The sequence below is a fragment of the Actinomycetospora callitridis genome (assembly GCF_028737265.1).
GTDB lineage: Bacteria > Actinomycetota > Actinomycetes > Mycobacteriales > Pseudonocardiaceae > Actinomycetospora > Actinomycetospora callitridis.
This window is the reverse complement of sequence record NZ_JAQZAK010000009.1, coordinates 141,481-161,606: the sequence shown is the minus strand read 5'-3', so window position 1 is coordinate 161,606 and position 20,126 is coordinate 141,481. Positions and strand designations below refer to the sequence as shown.

Sequence of the window (20,126 nt, the reverse complement as noted above, 5' to 3'; positions counted from 1 at the left end):
TGCTCGGGTCGGTCAGCCGGGGAGGGGCTCGCCGCGAGGGTAGGCGCCGGAGCCGACGCGCCCGGCGGCGCCCCGCCCCGGTCGGATCAGGAGGAGCGCGGCGAGGAGACGTTGTCCGTCGAGTCGGCCTTCGTGTCCTTGGTGTCGGAGTTCGTCCCCGTGCCGTGGGTGCCGTTCGTGCCGCCGTCGACGACCGGGGTGCTCTCGGTCGGGATCGACGACTGGGGGACGACGTCGTCCGACTCGTCCAGGTCCTCGACGACCTCGGGGTCCTCCGGCGCCACGAGCTTCTCGCGCACGGCGGCGCGCAGCCAGGTGGTGACGACGTCCGGGGCGATCTCGAGGTCGATGGTGCGCTCGTCGTCGACGTCGACGATCGTGCCGCTCACGCCGCTGGTCATCACGACCACGTCACCGACGTGCAGGCTGCCCTGAAGGTTCTTCTGCTGGTTCTCCTGCTTCTTGCGCTGCCGGCTGGACATGAACACCAGACCGATCATGAACAGGATGAGCAGGGGGAAGATGAGATCCATGGTTCTCCGTCCACCGGGCGGGTGACCCTCGTGCGACCCGCGCATGTCCGGTTCCGAGTCTGCCAGCTCAGCCGAACAACGTGCCCTGGCCCCGTGGGTCGTCTCCGGGATCGTCGGTGCTGTCCGCGCCGGTGGCGGGCGGTTCCTGGCCCAGGTGACGCCACGCGGCGGGCGTCGCCACGCGTCCGCGCGGCGTCCGGGCGAGCATGCCCGCCCGCACGAGGTAGGGCTCGCAGACCTCCTCGACCGTGCCCGGCTCCTCCCCCACGGCCACGGCCAGCGTCGACACCCCGACCGGCCCGCCGTGGAAGCTGCGGACCAGCGCGCTGAGCACCGCGCGGTCGAGACGGTCGAGGCCGAGCTCGTCGACGTCGTAGACGGCCAGCGCCGCCCGGGCGACGTCGCGCGTCACGGCGCCGTCGGCGCGGACCTCGGCGTAGTCGCGCACCCGGCGCAACAGGCGGTTGGCGATGCGGGGTGTGCCCCGGGAGCGGTGGGCGATCTCGCGGCCGCCGTCGGGGCGCAGGTCGACCTCGAGGATCTGTGCGCTGCGCCGGACGACCAGCTCGAGGTCCTCGGGCTCGTAGAACTCCATGTGCGCGGTGAAGCCGAAGCGGTCGCGCAGCGGGCCCGTGAGCGCGCCGGCCCGGGTGGTGGCGCCCACCAGGGTGAACGGGGCGACGTCGAGCGGGATGGACGTGGCGCCGGGGCCCTTGCCGACCACGACGTCGACCCGGAAGTCCTCCATCGCGAGGTAGAGCATCTCCTCCGCGGGCCGGGCCATGCGGTGGATCTCGTCGATGAACAGGACGTCGCCCTCGACGAGGTTGGAGAGCATCGCCGCGAGGTCGCCCGCGCGCTCCAGGGCCGGGCCGGACGTGATGCGCACGGGGCTGCCGAGCTCCGCGCCGATGATCATCGCGAGGCTGGTCTTGCCCAGACCGGGCGGGCCGGAGAGCAGCACGTGGTCCGGCGGGCTCCCGCGGCCCAGGGCACCGCGGAGCACGAGGTCGAGCTGCTCGCGGACTCGGGGCTGGCCGATGAACTCGGCGAGCCGGGCGGGGCGGAGCTTGTTCTCGAGGTCGCTCTCGCCGTCGGCGGGCGTGCTCGCCAGCGCCCGCTCGAGGCTCGCCTCCAGGTCGTGCTCGCTCATCGCGGCCCGAGCCTGCTCAGGGCGGCGCGCAGGACGCCGGAGGAGTCATCCGGGCCGGACGAACCGCCGAGCACCTCGTCGACGGCCTTCTCGGCGGGCTTGGCGGCGAAGCCGAGGCCCACCAGCGCCTCGACCACCTGGTCGCGCAGCGTCCCCGCGGCCACGGTCGAGAGGGGCGTCCCGTCGCCGCCCGCGGCGCTCGGCGGGGCGACCTTGTCGCGCAGCTCGACCACCAGGCGCTCGGCGCCCTTGCGCCCGATGCCCGGCACGCTCATGAGCGTCGTGAGGTTGCCGTCGGCCAAGGCGTGGCTCAGGGCCGCCGGGTCGAGCACCGCCAGCGTCGCCAGCGCGACCCGCGGACCGACCCCGGACACCGTCTGGAGCAGCAGGAACATCTCGCGCTCCGAGGCGTCGGCGAACCCGAAGAGCGTCAGCGAGTCCTCCCGCACCACCAGCGCCGTGTCGAGGCGGGCCTGCTGCCCGCGGCGCAGGCGGGCCAGCGTGTTCGGCGTCGCCTGCACGGCCAGCCCCACACCCCCGACCTCGACCACGACGTGGTCGAGCCCGACGCCCAGGACCTCCCCCCGCACCGACGAGATCACCGCACGACCCTCCCGACCCTCCTGACGAACACGCGTTCGAAGGCTACCGGGCACCCCCGACACCGCTGCGCAACGCCGCGCCCGCGTCTCCCGGGGCCGACCGTGGGGACGACCTCTCCAGATCGATCTCTCGGGAGTGGCGCCGGCGCGGGGACACCCACGGCACTCTCGGGAGATCGTTCTGGAGAGCTCACCCCGTCAGGTGGTCGGCCAGCACCGGGGCGAGCACCGACGGGAGGACGAAGTGCTCCTGGCCGGGCATCGTGCGGTGCTCCGCGCCGGGCACGGCGGCGGCGAGGGCGGCGACGGCGTCGGTCACCCAGGCCGGGCTGGCGCCGCCGTCGAGGGCGAGCAGGGGTGTGCGCAGCGCCGCGAGCCGGTCGGTCGGCAGGCCGTCGCGGACGACGAGGGCGACGTCGTGGGGCAGCGAGGGGGCGAGCGCGACCGTCCGCGCCCAGAACGGGGTGGTCCGCAGGCGCTCGACCGGTGCGGGCGCAGCGGCCGGGAAGCCGCCGAGGAACGCGGCCGCGGCATCGTCGGGCCGTCCGTCGCGCAGGGCGGCCATCGTGGCGGCCGCCAGCTCGTGCCGCGGGGAGGGGTCGTCGGTCGCGAGGCGCCACGGCGGTTCGTGGGCGACGACCCGCCCGGCCGGCACGCCGCGCATCACGGCCTCGAGGACGAGCACCGCGCCCGCGGAGTGCCCGTAGAGGGCGGGGTGCTCGCCGGCGTGGGCGACGACGGCGGCGAGGTCGGCGACCTCGGCCGCGACCAGCGCCTCGCCGTCGGGCCCGAGGGGGTCGACGTCGGGGTCGGGCGCGCCGCCCGAGTCGCCGCGTCCCCGCCGGTCCCAGGCGTGGACGGTGGCCCGGTCGGCGAGGGTCTCGGCCAGCAGGCGGACGCTCGCCCGGTCCTGCAGGGCGCCGATCGTGAGCACGAGCGACGGGCCCTCGCCGACGGTCTCCACCGCGATCCGCGTGCCGTCGGCGGAGAGGACGTGCGCCAGGGTCAACGGGCGGCCTTGCGCGCGGCGGCGAGACGGGCGCGGTGGTGCTTCGCGACCTCGGCGGCGCGGGCCTCGGCCTCGGCCATCCGGGCGATCATCGGGGCACGCCAGCAGTGGCAGACGGCCAGGGCCAGGGCGTCGGCGGCGTCGGCGGGGCGCGGGGCGACGCCGAGCGAGAGCACCCGGGTCACCATCGCCGTCACCTGTTCCTTGCCCGCGCGGCCCGAGCCGGTGACCGCCGCCTTCACCTCGCTCGGCGTGTGGAACGCGACCGGCAGGCCCGCGCGCCCGGCGACCAGCGCGACCACACCGCTGACCTGGGCCGTCCCCATCACCGTGCGCACGTTGTGCTGGGCGAACACGCGCTCGACGGCGACGACGTCGGGGCGGTGCTCGACGATCCAGGCCTCGACGGCGTCGGCGACCGCCCCCAGCCGCTGCGCCACCTCCGCCTCGGGCGGCGTGCGCACGACGTCCACGGCCACGGCGCGCACGGACCGCCCGCCGGAGCCCTCGACGACGCCGAGACCGCAGCGCGTCAGCCCGGGGTCGACGCCCAGTACCCGCATGGGTCGCGACGCTACGGGGCGCCGGCCCACCGACCGGCTCTCGTCCCCGTCGCGCGGCGTGTCCCGCCGCGTCCGCATGATCAGCACGTGATCAACGGCGCGGCCGTGCGGCATGCTGACCCGAGCCGCACCCCGCGAGGAGGACCACCGTGAGCAGCCCGATCGAGGAGCCCCGCCCGCCCTTCCCGCCGTTCGACGAGGAGTCGGCACGCGCGAAGGTGCTGGCCGCCGAGAACGGCTGGAACACCCGCGACCCGGAGAAGGTGGCGCTCGCGTACACGGTGGACACCGTCTGGCGGAACCGCGACGAGTGGGTCACCGGCCGCGACGACGTGATCGGGTTCCTGACCCGCAAGTGGGAGCGCGAGCACGACTACGTCCTGCGCAAGGCGCTGTGGACCTACGGCGGGCACCGGATCGCGGTGCGCTTCCAGTACGAGTGCCGCGACGACGACGGCCAGTGGTGGCGCTGCTACGGCAACGAGAACTGGGAGTTCGCCCCCAACGGCCTCATGGCCCGCCGGGAGGCGAGCATCAACGACCTGCGGATCACCGAGACCGAGCGCCGGATCCACGGGGCGCGCGCCGACGGGGACACGAGCGAGATCCCGATCTGACTCGCAGCGAACGCTACGACATCCGTGTAGATCGTCTACTCGCTTCGGGTGAGCTGACGGGCTCATGACCCGATCTCTGAAACGTTTGTGGACACGCGCCGGACAAGAGGCGCGTGCGTCAGCGAGTTGCGGTTAACCGGACCGACGGGCCTGTGGCGGACCTTCCTCCGACGCGGGTGCTGCCGTGGGCGTTGGCCGCGCTGGTGCTGAACCTGCTCCTCCTGGGATCGGTTGCCCTCGCACTCGTAAGCCCCGAGTGGTTGATCGCACCGAGCGCCGGTCGCGCAGCAGCGCGCAGTACGACGCTCGTGTCCATCACCGTCATCGTCGCCGTGTTCGCTTCCTACTCGGTCTGGCGATACCGCGTGGAGCTACTCGCCCGACGTCCCGGCCCGATCATGGTGCTGCCCTTCATGGACAACACCTGGCGAGGCGCCAACGACCCCCTGGCGCGGGAACTGAAGTCGACCTTCGAGGATCGACTCGTCAAGACACGCCTCTACGGCGCTACCGCCGTGCCCTCGACAGCGTCCTCCAGCGACTTCCTCCGCGTGGTCGAAGCGGCCGGCGAGCAGCTCCGAGGCGCATGGGGTGCCGCATCTCGATTCGTGCGCCTCTTCGCCCCGGTCACCGCTTTCCAGGTCTCGTGCACCTTGCAGTCGGCCGAAGGCCCGGAGCCGTGTGTACTGATCATCGAGCTTTCCCGGCTCCCACGTACTTCGCTCGCACCCTTTCCGGTGACCGGTTCGACCTGGGAGGAGGCCGCTGAACGGGCTGCGCACGCGGTAGCGGGTCACGTCCTTCCGCGAACCGATCAGTGCAGGCAGGCTCCGTGGCCGTTGTGGCAGGGATTCCGCATCCCGCTCGGCCTCTTCCACGATTATCAGCGCTTCCTCAAACTGAGGTCGGAGCGCTACTACGACGAGTCGGTCGGCGCGCTGCGTCTCGCCCTGCGGCGCGATCCGGGCAATCTGATGATGCGCTTGGAGCTCGGGAAGATGCAGGAGCGCCAGCAGATGTACCTCGATGCGCTGCTCACCTACGACGACATCATCACCGTTGCCGCTCACCAGGATCCCCACCTGGGAGCCTGGTGGAGTCCCACCGGGGTGGACAACCGCCCGACGTGGAGCAATCCGCGAGCCTCGCGAGGTCTCCGAGCCGACGATCCCACCATCCTCGTCGCGCGATACCGCCATGCGATGCTGCTGGGACTGGGCGAGAAGATTGCGAGCCAGTGGTGGGGGCGGCGGGAACGGTGTGCCACGCGCGAACATCGGTCCGCCCGGGAGGAACGTCGCGCCCACCTCCGAAAGGCCTTGCGGCACCGGTTCCTCCGCCGGTACCGGCGCTTCCTCCAAGGCGGCGGAGGTCCGTCCTGGCTCGCCGACCTGGAGCTGGGCTTGAATCCCGTCGAGAGGCGGGATCGCACCGCCCACGCTCGCACGTTCTTCACCATGATCTCGCAGCTCGAGTTCGAGAGGCTCGCTGATGATTACGTCAAGGTGCGGCCTCGGGAAGCGCTCCGCGCTGCGATGGGCCGAGAGGATGAAGTGCCACACGTGCGCGCCTTCCTGACATGGCGGAACCCGAACCTTGCGCACGATCCATCCTTGCCTCTGGACCTTCGCCTCCCGCGTCGCAGCGGTCGCCTCGCGACGCGGGCGTCTGAAGAGATCCTCCCGAGAGAAGCCATCCTCACCGGACTGCCGTGGTCGGCGCTACGGCGAGCGATGGCTCACGAGCACATCTCGCGTCGTGGGCTGAGCCAGTACCGGTACCACGGACTCGGCGTGCCGCCCGGACGCTCGATCGTCGCGCGGGGTACTGGCCGGGACGTCGAGCCCTTCCCGGATGCGACCCGCGTGCTCGACGGTGATTGGCCGGTACCTCCGGCCCGGCTCGAAGATGTCGTCGCCCGCCTGACCGGACGACCCGACTCTGCCCCTCGGACCTGGCGCGCTCACTTCAACGCCGCATGTGTCCTCGCCCTTCCGCTACTCGCCCCCGACGGGCGGGCGTGGCCGCGCAAGACGCGGGGAGCTGTCGTAGCGCGAGCAGCGCGCGGCTCCGTCGCCGAACTCGAGCGCGCGGCCGCTTGCGCCGACAGCGACTTCATCGCGCGTCAGCGCGACTGGCTCCTCGCCGAGGAGCCCGACCTCGATCAGCTCCGTGGTCGCGGGGAGTTCAAGGACTTCGAGGCGACCACCTTCGGCTCGATCGGCGCAGCGGTGCAACGTGGGCCGGACATCCATCTCTGGAGACAGAGCACCTACGTCGCACGGTTCATCAGCGCGGCCGCCAAGGAGATGGCGCTGTTGTGGGAACGGCGTCTTTCCGGACGCGTTGATCGCGGCGAGGATCGGCGGCTTTGGCTCGATGAGGAGATGACTGCGTGGCGCCTCGCGGAACGACTCGCTACGGACCCGCGTGACTCCGGTACCCGACAAGACGTCGCCCGGCAGATCACCATCACGGGACGACTCGAGAGTCTTCGCAAACCGCGCGTCCCGCACCCTCGCTTCTCGAATCTCGTGCTCGACCGTCAGTTGACCAGTATGGCCGGCGGCGGCGACACCGCTCTGCTCAGCGTTCACCGCAAGGTTCGCGGAGAGAGCGTGGCCTTCCGTATCAGCCGCGCGATCGTGAAGTCGGACCGAAGGCTCAGGAACCTCGCCGGGTCGCTGAGGGAGCGCGCGCCGGAGCAGGCGGCGGACTGCTGTTCGATGGGGCGTCGGCCGGTGCTCAGGGACGAGGAGGAAGAACTCCGGCGGCTCTTTCGGGGTGGCGCCGAGATGGACGCCGCGACCGAGAAGGCATGGAGTCGAGCGAGTAAGGCTCGCTGGGAAGCGCTGGCGGAGTGGTTCGACGACGAGACATTCGATGGGCGGACGACCGCGCAGCGGTGGGCCGCGTTCCACCTCGCCATGCGCCGAAATTGGTGGGCGGATGTCGAGAGGAGTTCACAACCTAGGGACGCGGCCCCGGGTCGTCGTGCCGGAAGGTGACGCTGACCCGCGGGCCGGCGCCGGGCCACTTGGGCACCGTGTGCTGCCAGTCGTGCTGGCAGCGCCCGCCCATGACGAGCAGGTCGCCGCCCGCGACGGTCAGCCGCGTCGACGGCCCGCCGCCCACGGGCCGCAGGCCGAACCGCCGTGACGCCCCGAGCGACACGATCGCGACGATCGGCGCCTCGTGGGTGTAGCGGACGCGGTCGCCGTGCCAGGCCACCGAGTCGTCGCCGTGGCGGTAGTAGTTGGCCGAGACGCGGTCGAAGCGCACGCCGTACCGCGCCGCGAGCGCCTCGGCGACGGCCGGCGCGGGGTCGGGCGCCTCGGGGACACGCCACCCGCAGGTCAGGCGTGGCTCCATCACGTCCTGGTCGTACATCCGCCGTCGGCGCTGGTTCCACGGCGCCTCGGCGACGATCGCGTCGAACCAGGCGTCGGCGCCGGTGAGCCAGGCGGGGGCGAGATCGACCCACGACGTCTCGTCCAGGACGATGCGGCGCGGGACGACCATCGGATCGGGAGCGGGCTCGCCCCCGCCGAACAGCGAGGGCGTCCACGCGGCGGTCATCACCGACGAGTAGAACACATGTTCGAGCGAAGGGGGAGGTCTCGGTGGCGAGCAAGCACATCGTCGTCCACGGGCAGGTGCAGGGCGTCTTCTTCCGTCAGAGCGCGCAGGACACCGCGGACGATCTCGGTGTCGCCGGGTGGGTGCGCAACCGCGACGACGGCTCGGTGGAGATGGTCGTCGAGGGTGAGGACGACGCCGTCGAGCGCATGATCGCCTGGGCGCACGAGGGCCCGTCGCAGGCGCACGTGACCGGCGTCGACGTCACCGACACCGACCCGCAGGGGCTGCAGTCCTTCGACCAGGCGTGAACGTCACCGCGGACCAGGTCCGCGCCTTCCGCCTGCGCCGCCAGCACGTCGCCCTGCGCGACGGCACCGACCCCACCGCGACGGCCCGGCGCCTCGTCGGCGTGCAGGCGCAGGTCCCGTCGGCCGCCGCGCAGGCCGTCGCCGTGCGCACGGCCGCCGGCACCGCGGACGACGGCGACGTCGACGCAGCCCTGGCCGCGGGCGCGCTGATCCGGACCTGGTCGCTGCGCGGCACGCTGCACCTCCTGGCCGCCGACCAGGCGCCCGCCGTGCTCGCGCTCCTCGCGGCGGCCCGCACCTGGGACAAGGGCTCCTGGCAGCGCGAGTTCGCCACCGCCGCGCAGATGGCGGCCCTCGAGGAGGCCGTCGCCGAGGTGCTCGCCGACGCCGTCCTGACCCGCGAGGAGCTCGTCGCCGCCCTCGTCGCCCACAGCCGGGAGGAGGGCCTCGCCGACGCGCTCGGCTCCGGCTGGGGCGCGGTGCTCAAGCCGCTGGCCTGGCAGGGGCTGCTCTGCCACGGCCCGCCGGCCGGGTCGCGCGTGACGTTCACGCACCCGCGCACACTGGTCCCGGGCTGGCCCGGGCTCCCGGAGCCCGACGAGGCCGCCCGCGAGGTCGTCCCCGCGTTCCTCGCCGCCCACGGGCCGGCCACCGCGACGGCCTTCGACGCCTGGCTGCTGCGGGGCGCCACGCCGAAGAAGCGGCTGCGGGCGTGGTTCGCCGACCTCGTCGCCGACGGCTCGCTCGTCGAGGTCACCGTCGACGGCGAGACCCGGTACGCGCGCGCCGAGGACGTCGACGAGCTCGGGGCCGAGGCGCCGGGGCTGCGCCTCCTCGGGCCCTTCGACCCCTACGTCCTCGGCGCCGGCACCGCCGATCCCGACCTCGTCCCGACCGCGCACCGGGGCGAGGTCAGCCGCGCCGCCGGGTGGATCGCGCCCGTCGTGCTCGACGCGGGCCGAGTGGTGGGCACGTGGCGTGCCGACGACGACCGGCTCGAGGTCACGCCCTTCGGCACGCCCCTTCCCGACGGGGCGCTCGAGGACGAGCGCACGGTCTGGAGCCGGATTCTCGGGCGCCCGCTCACGCTCCGGGGGTGAGGGCGCTCCGGCCGTCGCGCACTCGCAGGGTGGCGATCAGCCCGGCGTGGTCGGTCGACGGCAGCTCCTGCGTGGTCACCTCGACGGCGGAGATCGGCCCGGAGACGAGCACGTGGTCGATGGCCGCGAACGGCGGCAGCGTCGAGTCGGTGGGCCAGGTGCCCCGCAGCCCGCCGCCGACCGCGGACGCCGCGTCGCGCCACGTCCCGGGCGCGAGCATCGCGCGCAGCGGCCGGTGGTCGAGCGTCGCGTTGAGGTCGCCGATCACCAGCCGGGGCGGTCCCCCGAGCGGCGCCGGCCCCGGGAGCTCCGCGATCTCGCGCGCCCATCCCCCGGGGTCGTCACGGAACACCGGCGCCGACGGGTGCGCGACGACGACGTCGACCGGCCCGCTCGGTGCGAGGACCCGGGCCGTGACCTGCGAGAACACGCCCGGCCGCAGCACCAGCCCGGAGGGCGCGAGCGGGTGACGGGAGACGAGCGCGGTGCCGCCCGCGCCCCGTCGCGCCGCCGACTCCGTGAACGGCAGCTCCGCCCGCAGGCCCGCCGCCGCCAGGCGCTGCTCGGCCTCCGGGGTGATCTCCTGCAGGCCCAGGACGTCGACGCGACGGTCGCGCGCCAGCGCCACCACCGCCGCCGGATCGGCCCGCCCGAACTGCAGGTTGACCGTCGCCACGACCACCGGTGTGCTCCCCGGGCCGGCGGCGACGACCGGGTCGCCGTCGTCGAGGGCCCGCGGCACGACGATCGCCCCGAGCACCACGGCCGCGGCGAGCGCCAGCACACCGGCCGCCCAGCGGCGCCGGACGAGCGCGAGCACCGCGACCACGGCCGCGACCACCGCGACCACCGGCGTCCCGGACAGCAGCGCGAAGGCGATCGGCGACCCGGGCGCCCCCCACCACCAGAACGGCACCCACAGCGCGACGAGCACCGCGCCGAGCAGGAGGACGCCGTCGAGGAAGCGGGACACGCCTAGGACCCGGGCGCCGGCCGCTCGAGGCGCAGCAGCTCGACACCGGCGCTGTCGACGAGCCGGCCGGTCTCCTCGTAGCCGGCGCGGCGGTAGAGCCGCAGGTTCTCCTCGCTGCGGGCGCCCGTGACGAGCCAGGTGACGTCGCCGGCGGCCAGCTCGGCGTGCGCGCGCTCGAGCAGCGCCCGGCCGACGCCGTGACCCTGGGCGTCCGGCGCGACCGAGTAGCGGGCCAGCTCGGCGCACCCCGACCCGGTGCCGACACGGTCGCCGCGCAGGCGCACCGACCCGATCAGCCGCGAGCCGGCCCAGGCGCCGAACCCGCGCACGTCGGGACGTTCCAGATCGGCCGCCAGCTCCGCGACCGTCTCCCGCAGCGGCGGGATCTCCGTGGTGCCGTAGCGGCGCGCCTCGGCGAGGTAGGCCGCGTACTGCACGGTCAGGGCCTCCCCCGCGTCGCCCGCGGCGAGCGCGGCGACGACGCAGGGAGCGGTGGGCGGCACCCGGTCAGCCGACCTCGGCCATGACCTCGTCGGACGCGTCGAAGTTCGAGTAGACGTTCTGGACGTCGTCGGAGTCCTCGAGCGCGTCGATGATCCGCAGGACCTTGCGGGCCCCGTCGGCGTCGACCTCGACGTTCATCGACGGCACGAACGACACCTCGGAGGAGTCGTAGTCGATGTCCGCCTCCTGCAGCGCGGTGCGGACGGCGACGAGGTCGTTCGACTCGGTGAGCACCTCGAAGCTCTCGCCGTAGTCGTTGACCTCCTCGGCGCCGGCCTCGAGCACGGCGAGCAGCAGGTCGTCCTCCGACAGCGAGCCGCCGGACTGCTCCTTCGGGACGATGATGACGCCCTTGCGGTTGAACAGGTAGGCCACCGAGCCCGGGTCGGCCATCGCGCCGCCGTTGCGGTTCATGGCCGTGCGGACCTCGCCGGCGGCGCGGTTCTTGTTGTCGGTGAGGCACTCGACGAGCACCGCGACGCCGCCCGGGGCGTAGCCCTCGTACGTGATGGCCTGGTAGTCGGCCCCGCCCGCCTCGGCACCCGACCCGCGCTTGACGGCGCGGTCGATGTTGTCGTTGGGCACCGAGGTCTTCTTCGCCTTCTGGATGGCGTCGTAGAGCGTCGGGTTGCCGGCCGGGTCGCCGCCGCCGGTGCGGGCCGCGACCTCGATGTTCTTGATCATCTTGGCGAACATCTTGCCGCGCTTCGCGTCGATCGCGGCCTTCTTGTGCTTCGTGGTCGCCCACTTGGAGTGGCCGCTCATCGCTTCCCGCCCTTCGTCTCGCGCGTGTCCTCGACCGCGGGCGCCGCTCCCGGGGCGGACCCCGGCCGGCGCAGGTGGCGGTTCGCGCCGCACACGCTCCTGACGATCCAGTCTAGGTGAGGTCCCACCCGCGGCGACGGGACGGTACGGTGCGGATTCCCCGCCTGAGTTTCCTTCCGCTACCCAGGGAGCAGCATGGACGTCACCACGCGCGAGCGCACCCACACCTGGTCCGACCCCCGGACGCTCGCCGCGGCGGCGACCGAGCGCGACGGCCTGTCGTTCCTGGCCGCCATGGCCGACGGGACGCTCCCGCCGCCGCCGATCATGACCCTGGTCGGGGCCGCCGTGGAGTCCGTGGAGCGCGGGCGCGTCGTGTTCACCGTGGAGCCCGCCGAGTACCACTACAACCCGATCGGCTCGGTGCACGGCGGGATCTACGCGACCCTGCTCGACTCCGCGCTCGGGTGCGCCGTGCACAGCACGCTCGAGGCCGGCGTCGGCTACACGAGCCTCGACCTGTCGGTGAAGTTCCTGCGCCGCCTCACCGCCGACTCGGGCACCGCCCGCGCCGTCGGCCACGTCGTGCACTCCGGGCGCAGCACCGCGCTCGCCCGCGCCGAGCTGCTCGACGGCGCCGGACGCCTCGTCGCCGAGGGCACGTCGAGCTGTCTCATCCTGCGCGGCTGACCCCCTGGCGGCCCGCCACCCTGGCGCGCGGGGGACGTCGGCGTGTGATGGGCTCGGCCGCATGCCGCAACGCCTCGCGCGATCCCTGGTCGCGGGCGCCACGGTCGCGCTCCTGGCCCTCGCCGCCGCGTGCGGGGGCGCCGCCGCTCCCCCGGCACCCGGTGACGGGGACGCCGTCGCCGTCCCGGCCGCCGGGCCGGGCCCCGCCCCGGCGGGCGCCGCGACCCAGGGCCTCGTGGCCTCGCCGGTGACCGTGCCGCCGGGTGATGCGGCGGCCCCGTTCGACGCCCCCCGCCAGGCCCTGATCCCGGACGGCTGGTCGCTCGCGGTGTGGGCGCGGGTGGACTCCGCACGGATGGCCGTGTTCGCCCCCGACGGCGCGCTGCTCGTCTCGCGGCCCGGGGCCGGCGAGGTCGTCCGCCTCGTCCCGGGACCGGGCGGGCCGGCGAGCACGACGCTGGTGTCGGGGCTGACCCAGCCGCACGGGATGACCTTCGTCGGCAGCACCCTCTACGTCGCCGAGAGCAACGCCGTGCGCTCGTACCCCTACGAGGGCCCGGCCCTCGGCCCGCCGACGACCGTCGTCGACGACCTGCCCGACGCGCGCAGCCCGGAGCTGGGCGGGGCCTACGCGCACGCGCTCAAGAGCGTCGCCGTCGGGCCGGACGGCTCGGTCTACATCTCGGTGGGCTCGACGGGCAACGTCTCGCCCCAGGACCGCGAGGCCGACCCCCAGCGGGCGGCGATCCTGCGCGTGCCGCCAGGCGGCGGCCCGCCCGAGCCCTTCGCCCGCGGCGTCCGCAACGGCACGGGCCTCGCCGTCGCCCCGGACGGGGCGGTCTGGACCGCGGTGAACAACCGCGACAACATCCCGTTCCCCTACGACCGGCCCTACGGCGAGGACGACGGGTCCGCCCGCGGTCGGGTCATCCCCGACTACGTCGATGACCACCCGCCGGAGGAGCTCGCCCGCCTCACCCCGGGCCGTGACCTGGGCTGGCCGTACTGCAACCCGGACCCCGACGTGACGCCCGGCGTCCCGGACAGCGCCCTCGACCCGTCCGACCCGCCGTTCGTGGCCGACGCCGAGACCAACCCCGACGGCCGCGCGCTCGACTGCGCGACCCTCACGCCGATCGAGCAGACGATGGGCGCCCACTCGGCCCCGCTCGGCCTGGCCTTCGGCACGACGCTGCCCGCGCCCTACGGGCAGGGCGCGCTGGTCGGGGTGCACGGCTCGTGGAACCGGCAGTCGCCCCGCGCGCCCGAGGTGTCGTTCTACCCGTGGCGCAGCGGCGACCTCGGCGGGCAGCGCACCCTCGTCGGCGGCTTCCAGGCGCCCGACGGGTCGCGGTGGGGGCGGCCGGTCGCGGCGGTCCCCGGCCCCGACGGCGCCGTCTACGTCACCGACGACGAGGCGGGCGCGGTCTACCGCCTGGCACCGCCCGGTCGCTGAGGCCGGTCGTGCCCAACCGTTTGCCGGGCGTCTGTGTGGGGCACGACACTCCCATGAGCGATCAGATCACCGTGACCAGGACCGTGGACGCCAAGCCCGAGCAGCTCTTCTCGCTGCTGGCCACGCCGGCCCGCCACCACGAGTTCGACGGCGCCGGCATGCTCAAGGGCGTCGACGGCCGCGGCGAGGTCAGCGACGTCGGCGACCAGTTCGTCATGAACATGTACAACGACGCGCTGGGCGACTACCAGATGCTGAACACGGTGACCTCCTACGAGGAGAACCGCGAGATCGCCTGGGCGCCGCAGCTGCACCCGCTCGACGGCTACACCGACAAGCTCGGCGACGTGACGGCCAAGGGCCACGTCTGGACCTGGAAGCTCGAGCCCTCGGGCAACGGCACCGAGGTCACGCAGGTCTACGACTGGAGCGCTGTCCGGGACGAGTCGTTCCGCGGCTTCTTCCCGATGGTCACCGAGGAGCAGATGACGCAGACCATCGACAAGGTGGCCGACGCGGCGAGCTGAGCACGCGTCAGGGGTCCGTCCCGCCGGGGGCGGGACGGGCCCCGGGGCCCGGGGTGCTGCGCACCCGGTCCGACGCGGCGAGGCGGTGGCCCCCGGCGCACTCCTCGACGACGTGCACCGGCGCCCCGCAGCCGTCGTGACGCACGACCACCGGCGGCCCCGCGCCGTCGTCGAGGTGGGCGTCACCCCAGGCCATCAGCGCGAGCAGCACCGGGCGCAGGTCGTGTCCGGCCCGGGTGAGCCGGTACTCCCGCCGCGCCCGACGGCCCGGCTCGCGGTACTCCGAGGTCTCCACCAGCCCCGCGTCGACCAGCACCGCCAGACGCCGGGCGAGCACCGTGCGCGCGATGCCGAGGTGCCCGACCAGCTCGTCGAAGCGGCGCACCCCGTGCAGGAGGTCGCGGACGACGAGCATCGTCCACGGCTCGCCGAGCACCGCCATGGTGCGTGCGATGGAGCACGTGCCGCTGTCGAGCTCCCGCCAGGGAAGCGTCGTTCCTGCCGGCTCGGTCATCCGACCTCCTCCACCAGCTCGATCGCCCGCGCCAGCGTGTCGAGCCGCTCCGCGAGCGTGCCCCCGGCCGGGTAGAGCCGGACCGTGGTGACCCCGGCATCGCGCCACGTGGCCAGCCGCTCGCGCACCACGTCCGGCGTCCCGATCAGCGTCGTCGCCGCGACCATCGCCCGCGGCACCGCCTGCGCCGCGTCGTCCCGGCGTCCCGCCTGCCACAGCGCGTGCACCTCGGCCGCGACCTCTCCGTAGCCCTGGCGGGCATAGGCGTCGCGGTAGAAGTTCCGGCTCGCCGAGCCCATGCCGCCGAGGCTGAAGGCGAGGCCCGCCCGGCGCTCGTCGAGCATCGCGTCGATCCGGCCGGGGTCGTCGGTGAAGGCGACCTCCGCGCCCTGGCAGAGGTCGAGGTCGGCGAGCGTGCGCCCGCTCGCGGCGGCCCCCTCGGCCAGCGGCTCGAGCGACGTCGACGCCCCCTCGGGGACGAAGCTCGTGCCCAGCCATCCGTCCGCGACCTCGCCGGTGAGCCGCAGCATCTTCGGCGAGAGCGTCGCGAGGTAGATCGGGACGCGGTGGTCCGAGGTCACCGACACCCGCATCGGGCGCGCCTCGCCCCCGGGCAGCGGGAGCCGCACGTGACGCCCGTCGTGGGTCACCTTCTCCCCCGCCATGACGCGGCGGACGACCTCGACGGTCTCGCGCATCCGTCCCAGCGGGTGCGCGAACGGCACCCCGTGCAGACCCTCGAGGACCTGCGGACCCGAGCTGCCCAGCCCCAGCAGGAAGCGCCCCTGAGACATCTCCTGCAGCGTCAGCGCGGTCTGGGCGATCAGGGCCGGCGAGCGCGTGCCGACCTGGACGACACCCGTCCCGAGCAGCATCCGGTCGGTCCGGGCCGCGAGGTAGCCGAGCGGCGACGGGGCGTCGGAGCCCCAGGCCTCGGCCACCCAGCACACGTCGAGACCGAGCCGCTCGGCCTCGACGACGAAGTCGACCGTCTCGCCCCAGGGCGCGCCGGAGGCCTCGATCGTGGTGGCGGTGCGCACCTCAGGACTCCGCGCGTTCCTTGATCCCGGCCAGGGTGCGCTCGATGCTCTGCTGCCACTCCCGACAGCGGTGGGCGACGATGCGCTCCTCCTTGTCGGGCATCTTCTCGATGACCTTGTTGAGGTTCGACGGGCCGGGGCCCATCCGCACCCACTGCCGCAGTTCGGTGCCGCCCTCGACCGGCGTGAGGGTGAAGAGCCACGTCGCGGTGGGGTTCTCGGTGTCCATCACGGCCCAGGAGAAGCGGCGCTCCTCGTCGCACTCCACGACGGTCGAGACCGTCTCCCACTCCCCACCCTGCGGGTGGGAGTTGCGGCCCCGGAAGCGGTGGCCGACCGCGGGCGCCTCGCCCTCGGCCGGTCCCTCGGGTGCGGGCAGCCAGTGCGCCTCCTGCAGCTCCTCGGAGGTGTCGGCGACGAACTGGATGTCCCGGACGAGCGGCCAGACCTGCGCGGGCGGCGCGGCGACGTGGACGGTGGCCTCGACGGTGGGGCCCTCGGCGTAGCGCATCGCGGGAGCCTATCGCCGCTGGGTCGCTCGGCGATATCCAGCGCTGCTACCGCCTCCCACGTGAGTGAAGTTCCCGGCCATAGCCGGGAACTTCACTCACGGAGGGCGGCGAGGGCCTCGACGGTCGCGGTGGTGCGGGCGGGGTCGTCGGTGGTCTGCACCATGAGGGCGAGGCGCGCCGCGCCCGTCGCGGCGGCGGTCTCCGCGAGGCGCTCGGCGACGTCGTCGACCGAGCCCACGGGGTGCAGGCGGCACAGCAGATCGGTGTAGGCGACCGGGTCGCGCAGCGTGCGCGGGGCGCCGTCGGCGCGCACGTGACCCGCGAGCCCCGGTCCGAGCCAGGTCGGCAGGGCCGCCCGGACCTCGCGGACCGCGGCCGCCCGCGTGCCGGCGACGTGCGCGATCCCGACCGCCACGTGGTCGCCGGCGCACCCGGCCCGCGCTGTCCAGCGCCGCACCATCGCGGCCCGCTCGGCGTCGTCGGCGTGCATCCCGAGCAGCAGGGGCAGGCCGCGGTCGGCCGCGAGGTCGACGGTGGCGTGGCTCGTCGCCGCGACGCGCACCGGCGGGCCACCGGGCGTCGCCGGGCGCGGGACCACGGCGACCTCCGGGAACGGCACGACCGGCCCGGGCCCGGCCACGGAGGGCCGGCGCCAGGCGCCGAGCAGGGCGTCGAGCTCCTCGGCGAAGCCGTCCGCGAACCGCTCCACGCCCCCGCCCTGCACCACCAGCTCGCGCCACGGCCCGCCCCGCCCGACCCCGAGGGTGAAGCGCCCCGGTGCCAGCTGGTCGAGCATCGCGGCCTGCTCGGCCAGCGCGACGGGGTGGGTCACCGGCAGGACGCTCACCGCGGTGCCCACGCCGATCCGCCTCGTGGTGCCGAGCAGGTGCCCGGCGAGGGTCACCGCCGAGGGACACACGCCGTAGGAGACGAAGTGGTGCTCGGCGAGCCAGACGTCGTCGAGACCGAGCCGGTCGGCCAGCTGCGCCAGGCGCACGGTCTCGGCCAGCGCCTCGCCGTGCGCGCGTCCCGGCCACTGCGGCGACACCAGGAAGAGCCCCAGACGCATGCGGACAGCCTGCCCGGTGACCACCCGGATATGCGGACCCCTGCATGACTTAGAGTAGTCACTCGTTCGGCGCAGCGTCACGAGAGGGGTCCCGGGTGAAGGTCGCGTTCGTCGGCAAGGGTGGGAGCGGGAAGACCACCTGCGCCTCGCTGTTCGCGCTGCGGGCAGCCGCCACGGGCGCGCCCGTGCTCGCCCTGGACGCCGACATCAACCAGAACCTGGCGGTCGCGCTGGGCGCGACCGAGGCCCACGCCGCCGGGCTGCCGACGCTCCCCACCCACCTGGGCCTGATCAAGGAGTGGCTGCGCGGCGACAACCCGCGCATCCCGTCGGCCGACCAGATGATCAAGACGACGCCGCCCGGGCGCGGGTCGCGCCTGCTGCGCGTCGTCGAGGACAACCCGGTCTACGACGCCGCGGTGCGCGAGGTCGTGCCCGGCGTGCGCCTGGGTCTCGCGGGCGCGTTCGAGGACGCCGACCTGGGCGTCGCCTGCTTCCACGCCAAGACCGGCGCGGTGGAACTGCTGCTCAACCACCTCGTCGACGGTCCCGACGAGTACGTCGTCGTCGACATGACCGCCGGCGCCGACGCCTTCGCCTCCGGCCTGTTCACGCGCTTCGACCTCACGCTCCTCGTCTGCGAGCCCACCCGGCGCTCGGTCGGCGTGTACCGCCAGTACGCCGGCTACGCCCGCGAGTTCGGGGTGCGGCTGGCCGTCGTCGGCAACAAGATCGAGGACGCGGCGGACGCCGAGTTCCTGGCGGCCGAGGTCGGCGACGACCTCGTCGGCGTCCTCGGGCGCTCGGCCCACGTGCGCGCGGGCGACCGCGGCGCGCCCCGGGACATCGCCGGACTGGAGGCCGGGCACGTCGCGGTGCTCGACGACCTGCGCGCGGCCGTCGACGCCGTCGGCAAGGACTGGGAGCGCTACCAGGCCGACGCAGTGGCGATGCACCGGCGGAACGCTGACGCCTGGGCCGGCTCCGCCCTCGCCGAGCAGATCGATCCGGACTTCGTCCCGGGCCCGGCCGTCGTCACGCTCTGAGCACCTCCTGACGGCCGATTGCCGCCGCCCCGGGCCCTGATCTTCGCTCGGAGGACGCACCCGCCCGATATCGGAGGTTCCCCGTGTCCCTGGACGTCTCGCCCGAGCTGCTCGACACCGCCGCCCGCGGGCAGGTGACCGACGCCGAGTTCGTCGACTGCGTGCGGACCTCGCTGCCCTACGCGTGGACGGTGATCTCCTCGGTGGTCGCCGACCTCGAGCTCTCCGACGGCGAGCTCGCCGACCACGAGATCCCGCCGCCGAGCGAGGCCGAGCGTGGCCAGCTGCTGCGGGCGCTGGCCTCCGACGCCATCCGCGGCGGCCTCGAGCGCCACTTCGACGTGAAGCTCGCGTTCCAGAACTGCCACCGCGTCGCCGCGTTCCGTCCGGGCGCCGTGGGCGGGGCCGTCTGGCAGGAGTTCGTCTCGCCCCGCGGCCAGCTCCTCAACCAGAGCCCCGAGCTGCGCGACTGCTAGCCCGTCGCGACGCTGTCGCGGACCCGGCGCAGGAAGAGGTCGTGCAGGCGGGCGTCGCCGGTCTGCTCGGGGTGGAACGCCGTCGCCATCACCGGGCCCTGGCGCACCGCGACGACCTTGCCCGCCGCCGGGCCCGCGACGCTGCCCGGCACCCGCGCCAGCACCTCGACACCGCGGCCGGTCGTCTCCACCCACGGGGCGCGGATGAACACCGCGCGCACGGGGCCGCCCGCGACCCCGGTGACCGTCAGGTCGGACTCGAACGACGCCACCTGCCGGCCGAACGCGTTGCGGCGCACGGTGATGTCGAGGGCGCCGAGCTGGTGCTGGTCGGGCCGGGCGTCGATGGCCTCGCGCGCGAGCAGGATCATGCCCGCGCAGGAGCCGAACGCCGGCATCCCGGCGCGCAGGCGCTCCCGCAGCGGCTCGAGCAGCTCGACGGCCTCGAGGAGCTTCGACAGCGTCGTCGACTCGCCGCCGGGGAGCACCAGCCCGGCGACCTCCGCGAGCTCGGAGGGCCGGCGGACCGGGACGGCCTCGGCGCCGCAGGCGCGCAGCGCGTCGAGGTGCTCGGGGACGTTGCCCTGGAGGGCCAGGACGCCGACGGGTGCGCTCACGGCTCCAGTCTAGGAGCGCCGGACTACCCGCCCGTGCCGCCGGGATCGCCGTAGCGGGCGCGGTACTCGTCGAGGTGCTGGGAGGCGCACATGCGCTCCTCCTGCTGCCCCTGGGCCTGGGCCATGCACTCGTCGAGGGTCAGGCCCTCGCCGAAGGTGCCGATGCCGAGCAGCCCCGGCACGACGAGCCACGCGCCGACGACCAGACCGACCAGGGCGAGCACGAAGCCGCTGAGCGACATCGCGCCGCTGCGGTGCCGGTCGTGGAACGCGCGACGGGACCCGATGAACCCCACGACCACCCCGAGCAGCCCCAGGACGAGGCCCGGCCAGCCGAGCCAGCAGGTGCCGACGGCGAGCAGCCCGAGGGCGAGCGCGGCGGTGCCGAGACCGCCGTCGCGTTCACGCTGGTCGCGATCCTCGCGCGCGGGCGGCGGAGCGGACGTCATGGCGCGATCGTGCCATCGCCC

Annotated in this window: 24 protein-coding genes; 9 read left to right on the top strand and 15 right to left on the bottom strand. The window is 74.2% G+C overall.

The window, feature by feature from the left end:
• Positions 1-86 precede the first annotated feature (86 nt).
• From yajC to PH191_RS23925, 5 genes are all read right to left on the bottom strand, one after another.
• Positions 87-533, bottom strand: coding sequence for a preprotein translocase subunit YajC (gene yajC, locus PH191_RS23945; protein WP_274197139.1), 447 nt, complete (start codon positions 531-533; stop codon positions 87-89).
• A gap of 67 nt (positions 534-600) precedes the next feature.
• Positions 601-1,686, bottom strand: coding sequence for a Holliday junction branch migration DNA helicase RuvB (gene ruvB / locus PH191_RS23940; protein WP_274197138.1), 1,086 nt, complete (start codon positions 1,684-1,686; stop codon positions 601-603).
• A complete protein-coding gene (gene ruvA / locus PH191_RS23935) occupies positions 1,683-2,288 on the bottom strand; it encodes a Holliday junction branch migration protein RuvA (RefSeq protein ID WP_274197137.1) in 606 nt (201 codons plus the stop codon). The genes ruvB and ruvA overlap by 4 nt, the downstream gene beginning before the upstream one ends.
• 190 nt (positions 2,289-2,478) lie before the next feature.
• Positions 2,479-3,297, bottom strand: coding sequence for an alpha/beta fold hydrolase (locus PH191_RS23930; protein WP_274197136.1), 819 nt, complete (start codon positions 3,295-3,297; stop codon positions 2,479-2,481).
• Complete coding sequence (locus PH191_RS23925) at positions 3,294-3,860, bottom strand: crossover junction endodeoxyribonuclease RuvC (protein WP_274197135.1); 567 nt, start codon at positions 3,858-3,860, stop codon at positions 3,294-3,296. Before PH191_RS23925 ends, PH191_RS23930 begins: the two co-directional genes overlap by 4 nt.
• Positions 3,861-4,009: 149 nt before the next feature.
• On the opposite strand from PH191_RS23925, the gene PH191_RS23920 reads away from it, so the two are divergent.
• Both PH191_RS23920 and PH191_RS23915 read left to right on the top strand, forming a co-directional pair.
• Positions 4,010-4,477 carry a nuclear transport factor 2 family protein gene (locus PH191_RS23920; protein WP_274197134.1) on the top strand — a complete coding sequence of 156 codons (468 nt, stop codon included), beginning with the start codon at positions 4,010-4,012 and terminating at the stop codon, positions 4,475-4,477.
• Positions 4,478-4,668: 191 nt separating this feature from the next.
• Positions 4,669-7,485: a hypothetical protein gene (locus PH191_RS23915; protein ID WP_274197133.1), complete on the top strand. Its 2,817-nt coding sequence runs from the start codon at positions 4,669-4,671 to the stop codon at positions 7,483-7,485.
• Here the strand turns inward: PH191_RS23915 and PH191_RS23910 are convergent.
• The gene (locus PH191_RS23910; RefSeq protein WP_274197132.1) at positions 7,448-8,056 is read right to left on the bottom strand and encodes an alpha-ketoglutarate-dependent dioxygenase AlkB; all 609 of its coding nucleotides are present in this window, start codon (positions 8,054-8,056) and stop codon (positions 7,448-7,450) included. The two genes, PH191_RS23915 and PH191_RS23910, sit on opposite strands and share 38 nt — an antisense overlap.
• 44 nt (positions 8,057-8,100) lie before the next feature.
• On the opposite strand from PH191_RS23910, the gene PH191_RS23905 reads away from it, so the two are divergent.
• Together PH191_RS23905 and PH191_RS23900 are read left to right on the top strand one after the other, a co-directional pair.
• Positions 8,101-8,367, top strand: a complete 267-nt coding sequence (locus PH191_RS23905) for an acylphosphatase (RefSeq protein ID WP_274197131.1) — start codon at positions 8,101-8,103, stop codon at positions 8,365-8,367.
• The gene (locus PH191_RS23900; protein ID WP_274197130.1) at positions 8,364-9,467 is read left to right on the top strand and encodes a winged helix DNA-binding domain-containing protein; all 1,104 of its coding nucleotides are present in this window, start codon (positions 8,364-8,366) and stop codon (positions 9,465-9,467) included. Before PH191_RS23905 ends, PH191_RS23900 begins: the two co-directional genes overlap by 4 nt.
• Here PH191_RS23900 and PH191_RS23895 read toward each other — a convergent pair.
• From PH191_RS23895 to PH191_RS23885, 3 genes are read right to left on the bottom strand one after another with little or no spacing between them, the layout of a single operon-like run.
• Positions 9,451-10,440, bottom strand: a complete 990-nt coding sequence (locus PH191_RS23895) for an endonuclease/exonuclease/phosphatase family protein (RefSeq protein ID WP_274197129.1) — start codon at positions 10,438-10,440, stop codon at positions 9,451-9,453. The two genes, PH191_RS23900 and PH191_RS23895, sit on opposite strands and share 17 nt — an antisense overlap.
• Before the next feature lie 2 nt (positions 10,441-10,442).
• On the bottom strand, positions 10,443-10,943 hold the full coding sequence (locus tag PH191_RS23890; RefSeq protein ID WP_274197128.1) for a GNAT family N-acetyltransferase: 501 nt from the start codon (positions 10,941-10,943) through the stop codon (positions 10,443-10,445).
• 4 nt (positions 10,944-10,947) lie between these two features.
• Positions 10,948-11,709: a YebC/PmpR family DNA-binding transcriptional regulator gene (locus PH191_RS23885; protein ID WP_274197127.1), complete on the bottom strand. Its 762-nt coding sequence runs from the start codon at positions 11,707-11,709 to the stop codon at positions 10,948-10,950.
• Positions 11,710-11,904: 195 nt separating this feature from the next.
• On the opposite strand from PH191_RS23885, the gene PH191_RS23880 reads away from it, so the two are divergent.
• The 3 genes from PH191_RS23880 to PH191_RS23870 all read left to right on the top strand — a co-directional run bounded on the left by PH191_RS23880 (position 11,905) and on the right by PH191_RS23870 (position 14,382).
• Complete coding sequence (locus PH191_RS23880) at positions 11,905-12,399, top strand: PaaI family thioesterase (protein ID WP_274197126.1); 495 nt, start codon at positions 11,905-11,907, stop codon at positions 12,397-12,399.
• A 61-nt stretch (positions 12,400-12,460) separates the two neighbouring features.
• On the top strand, positions 12,461-13,855 hold the full coding sequence (locus PH191_RS23875; RefSeq protein WP_274197125.1) for a PQQ-dependent sugar dehydrogenase: 1,395 nt from the start codon (positions 12,461-12,463) through the stop codon (positions 13,853-13,855).
• A 53-nt stretch (positions 13,856-13,908) separates the two neighbouring features.
• A complete protein-coding gene (locus PH191_RS23870; protein ID WP_274197124.1) occupies positions 13,909-14,382 on the top strand; it encodes an SRPBCC family protein in 474 nt (157 codons plus the stop codon).
• A 7-nt stretch (positions 14,383-14,389) separates the two neighbouring features.
• On the opposite strand, the gene PH191_RS23865 is transcribed toward PH191_RS23870, so the two are convergent.
• The 4 genes from PH191_RS23865 to PH191_RS23850 all read right to left on the bottom strand — a co-directional run bounded on the left by PH191_RS23865 (position 14,390) and on the right by PH191_RS23850 (position 17,517).
• The gene (locus tag PH191_RS23865; RefSeq protein WP_274197123.1) at positions 14,390-14,896 is read right to left on the bottom strand and encodes a winged helix-turn-helix transcriptional regulator; all 507 of its coding nucleotides are present in this window, start codon (positions 14,894-14,896) and stop codon (positions 14,390-14,392) included.
• Positions 14,893-15,936 (bottom strand): LLM class F420-dependent oxidoreductase, encoded by a 1,044-nt coding sequence (locus PH191_RS23860; RefSeq protein WP_274197122.1) that lies wholly within the window; start codon positions 15,934-15,936, stop codon positions 14,893-14,895. The genes PH191_RS23865 and PH191_RS23860 overlap by 4 nt, the downstream gene beginning before the upstream one ends.
• 1 nt (position 15,937) lies before the next feature.
• Positions 15,938-16,447 (bottom strand): SRPBCC family protein, encoded by a 510-nt coding sequence (locus tag PH191_RS23855; protein ID WP_274197121.1) that lies wholly within the window; start codon positions 16,445-16,447, stop codon positions 15,938-15,940.
• A 92-nt stretch (positions 16,448-16,539) separates the two neighbouring features.
• Positions 16,540-17,517 (bottom strand): LLM class flavin-dependent oxidoreductase, encoded by a 978-nt coding sequence (locus PH191_RS23850; RefSeq protein ID WP_274197120.1) that lies wholly within the window; start codon positions 17,515-17,517, stop codon positions 16,540-16,542.
• Between the two features lie 95 nt (positions 17,518-17,612).
• Between PH191_RS23850 and PH191_RS23845 the strand changes: the two genes are divergently transcribed.
• Together PH191_RS23845 and PH191_RS23840 are read left to right on the top strand one after the other, a co-directional pair.
• Positions 17,613-18,563, top strand: a complete 951-nt coding sequence (locus PH191_RS23845) for an ATP-binding protein (protein WP_274197119.1) — start codon at positions 17,613-17,615, stop codon at positions 18,561-18,563.
• Positions 18,564-18,646: 83 nt separating this feature from the next.
• Entirely contained in the window at positions 18,647-19,039 is a 393-nt protein-coding gene (locus PH191_RS23840) for an SCO5389 family protein (protein ID WP_274197118.1), read from the top strand.
• Here PH191_RS23840 and pdxT read toward each other — a convergent pair.
• A complete protein-coding gene (gene pdxT, locus PH191_RS23835; protein WP_274197117.1) occupies positions 19,036-19,656 on the bottom strand; it encodes a pyridoxal 5'-phosphate synthase glutaminase subunit PdxT in 621 nt (206 codons plus the stop codon). The genes PH191_RS23840 and pdxT overlap by 4 nt on opposite strands.
• A gap of 23 nt (positions 19,657-19,679) precedes the next feature.
• Complete coding sequence (locus PH191_RS23830) at positions 19,680-20,105, bottom strand: hypothetical protein (protein WP_274197116.1); 426 nt, start codon at positions 20,103-20,105, stop codon at positions 19,680-19,682.
• Between the last annotated feature and the right edge of the window lie 21 nt (positions 20,106-20,126).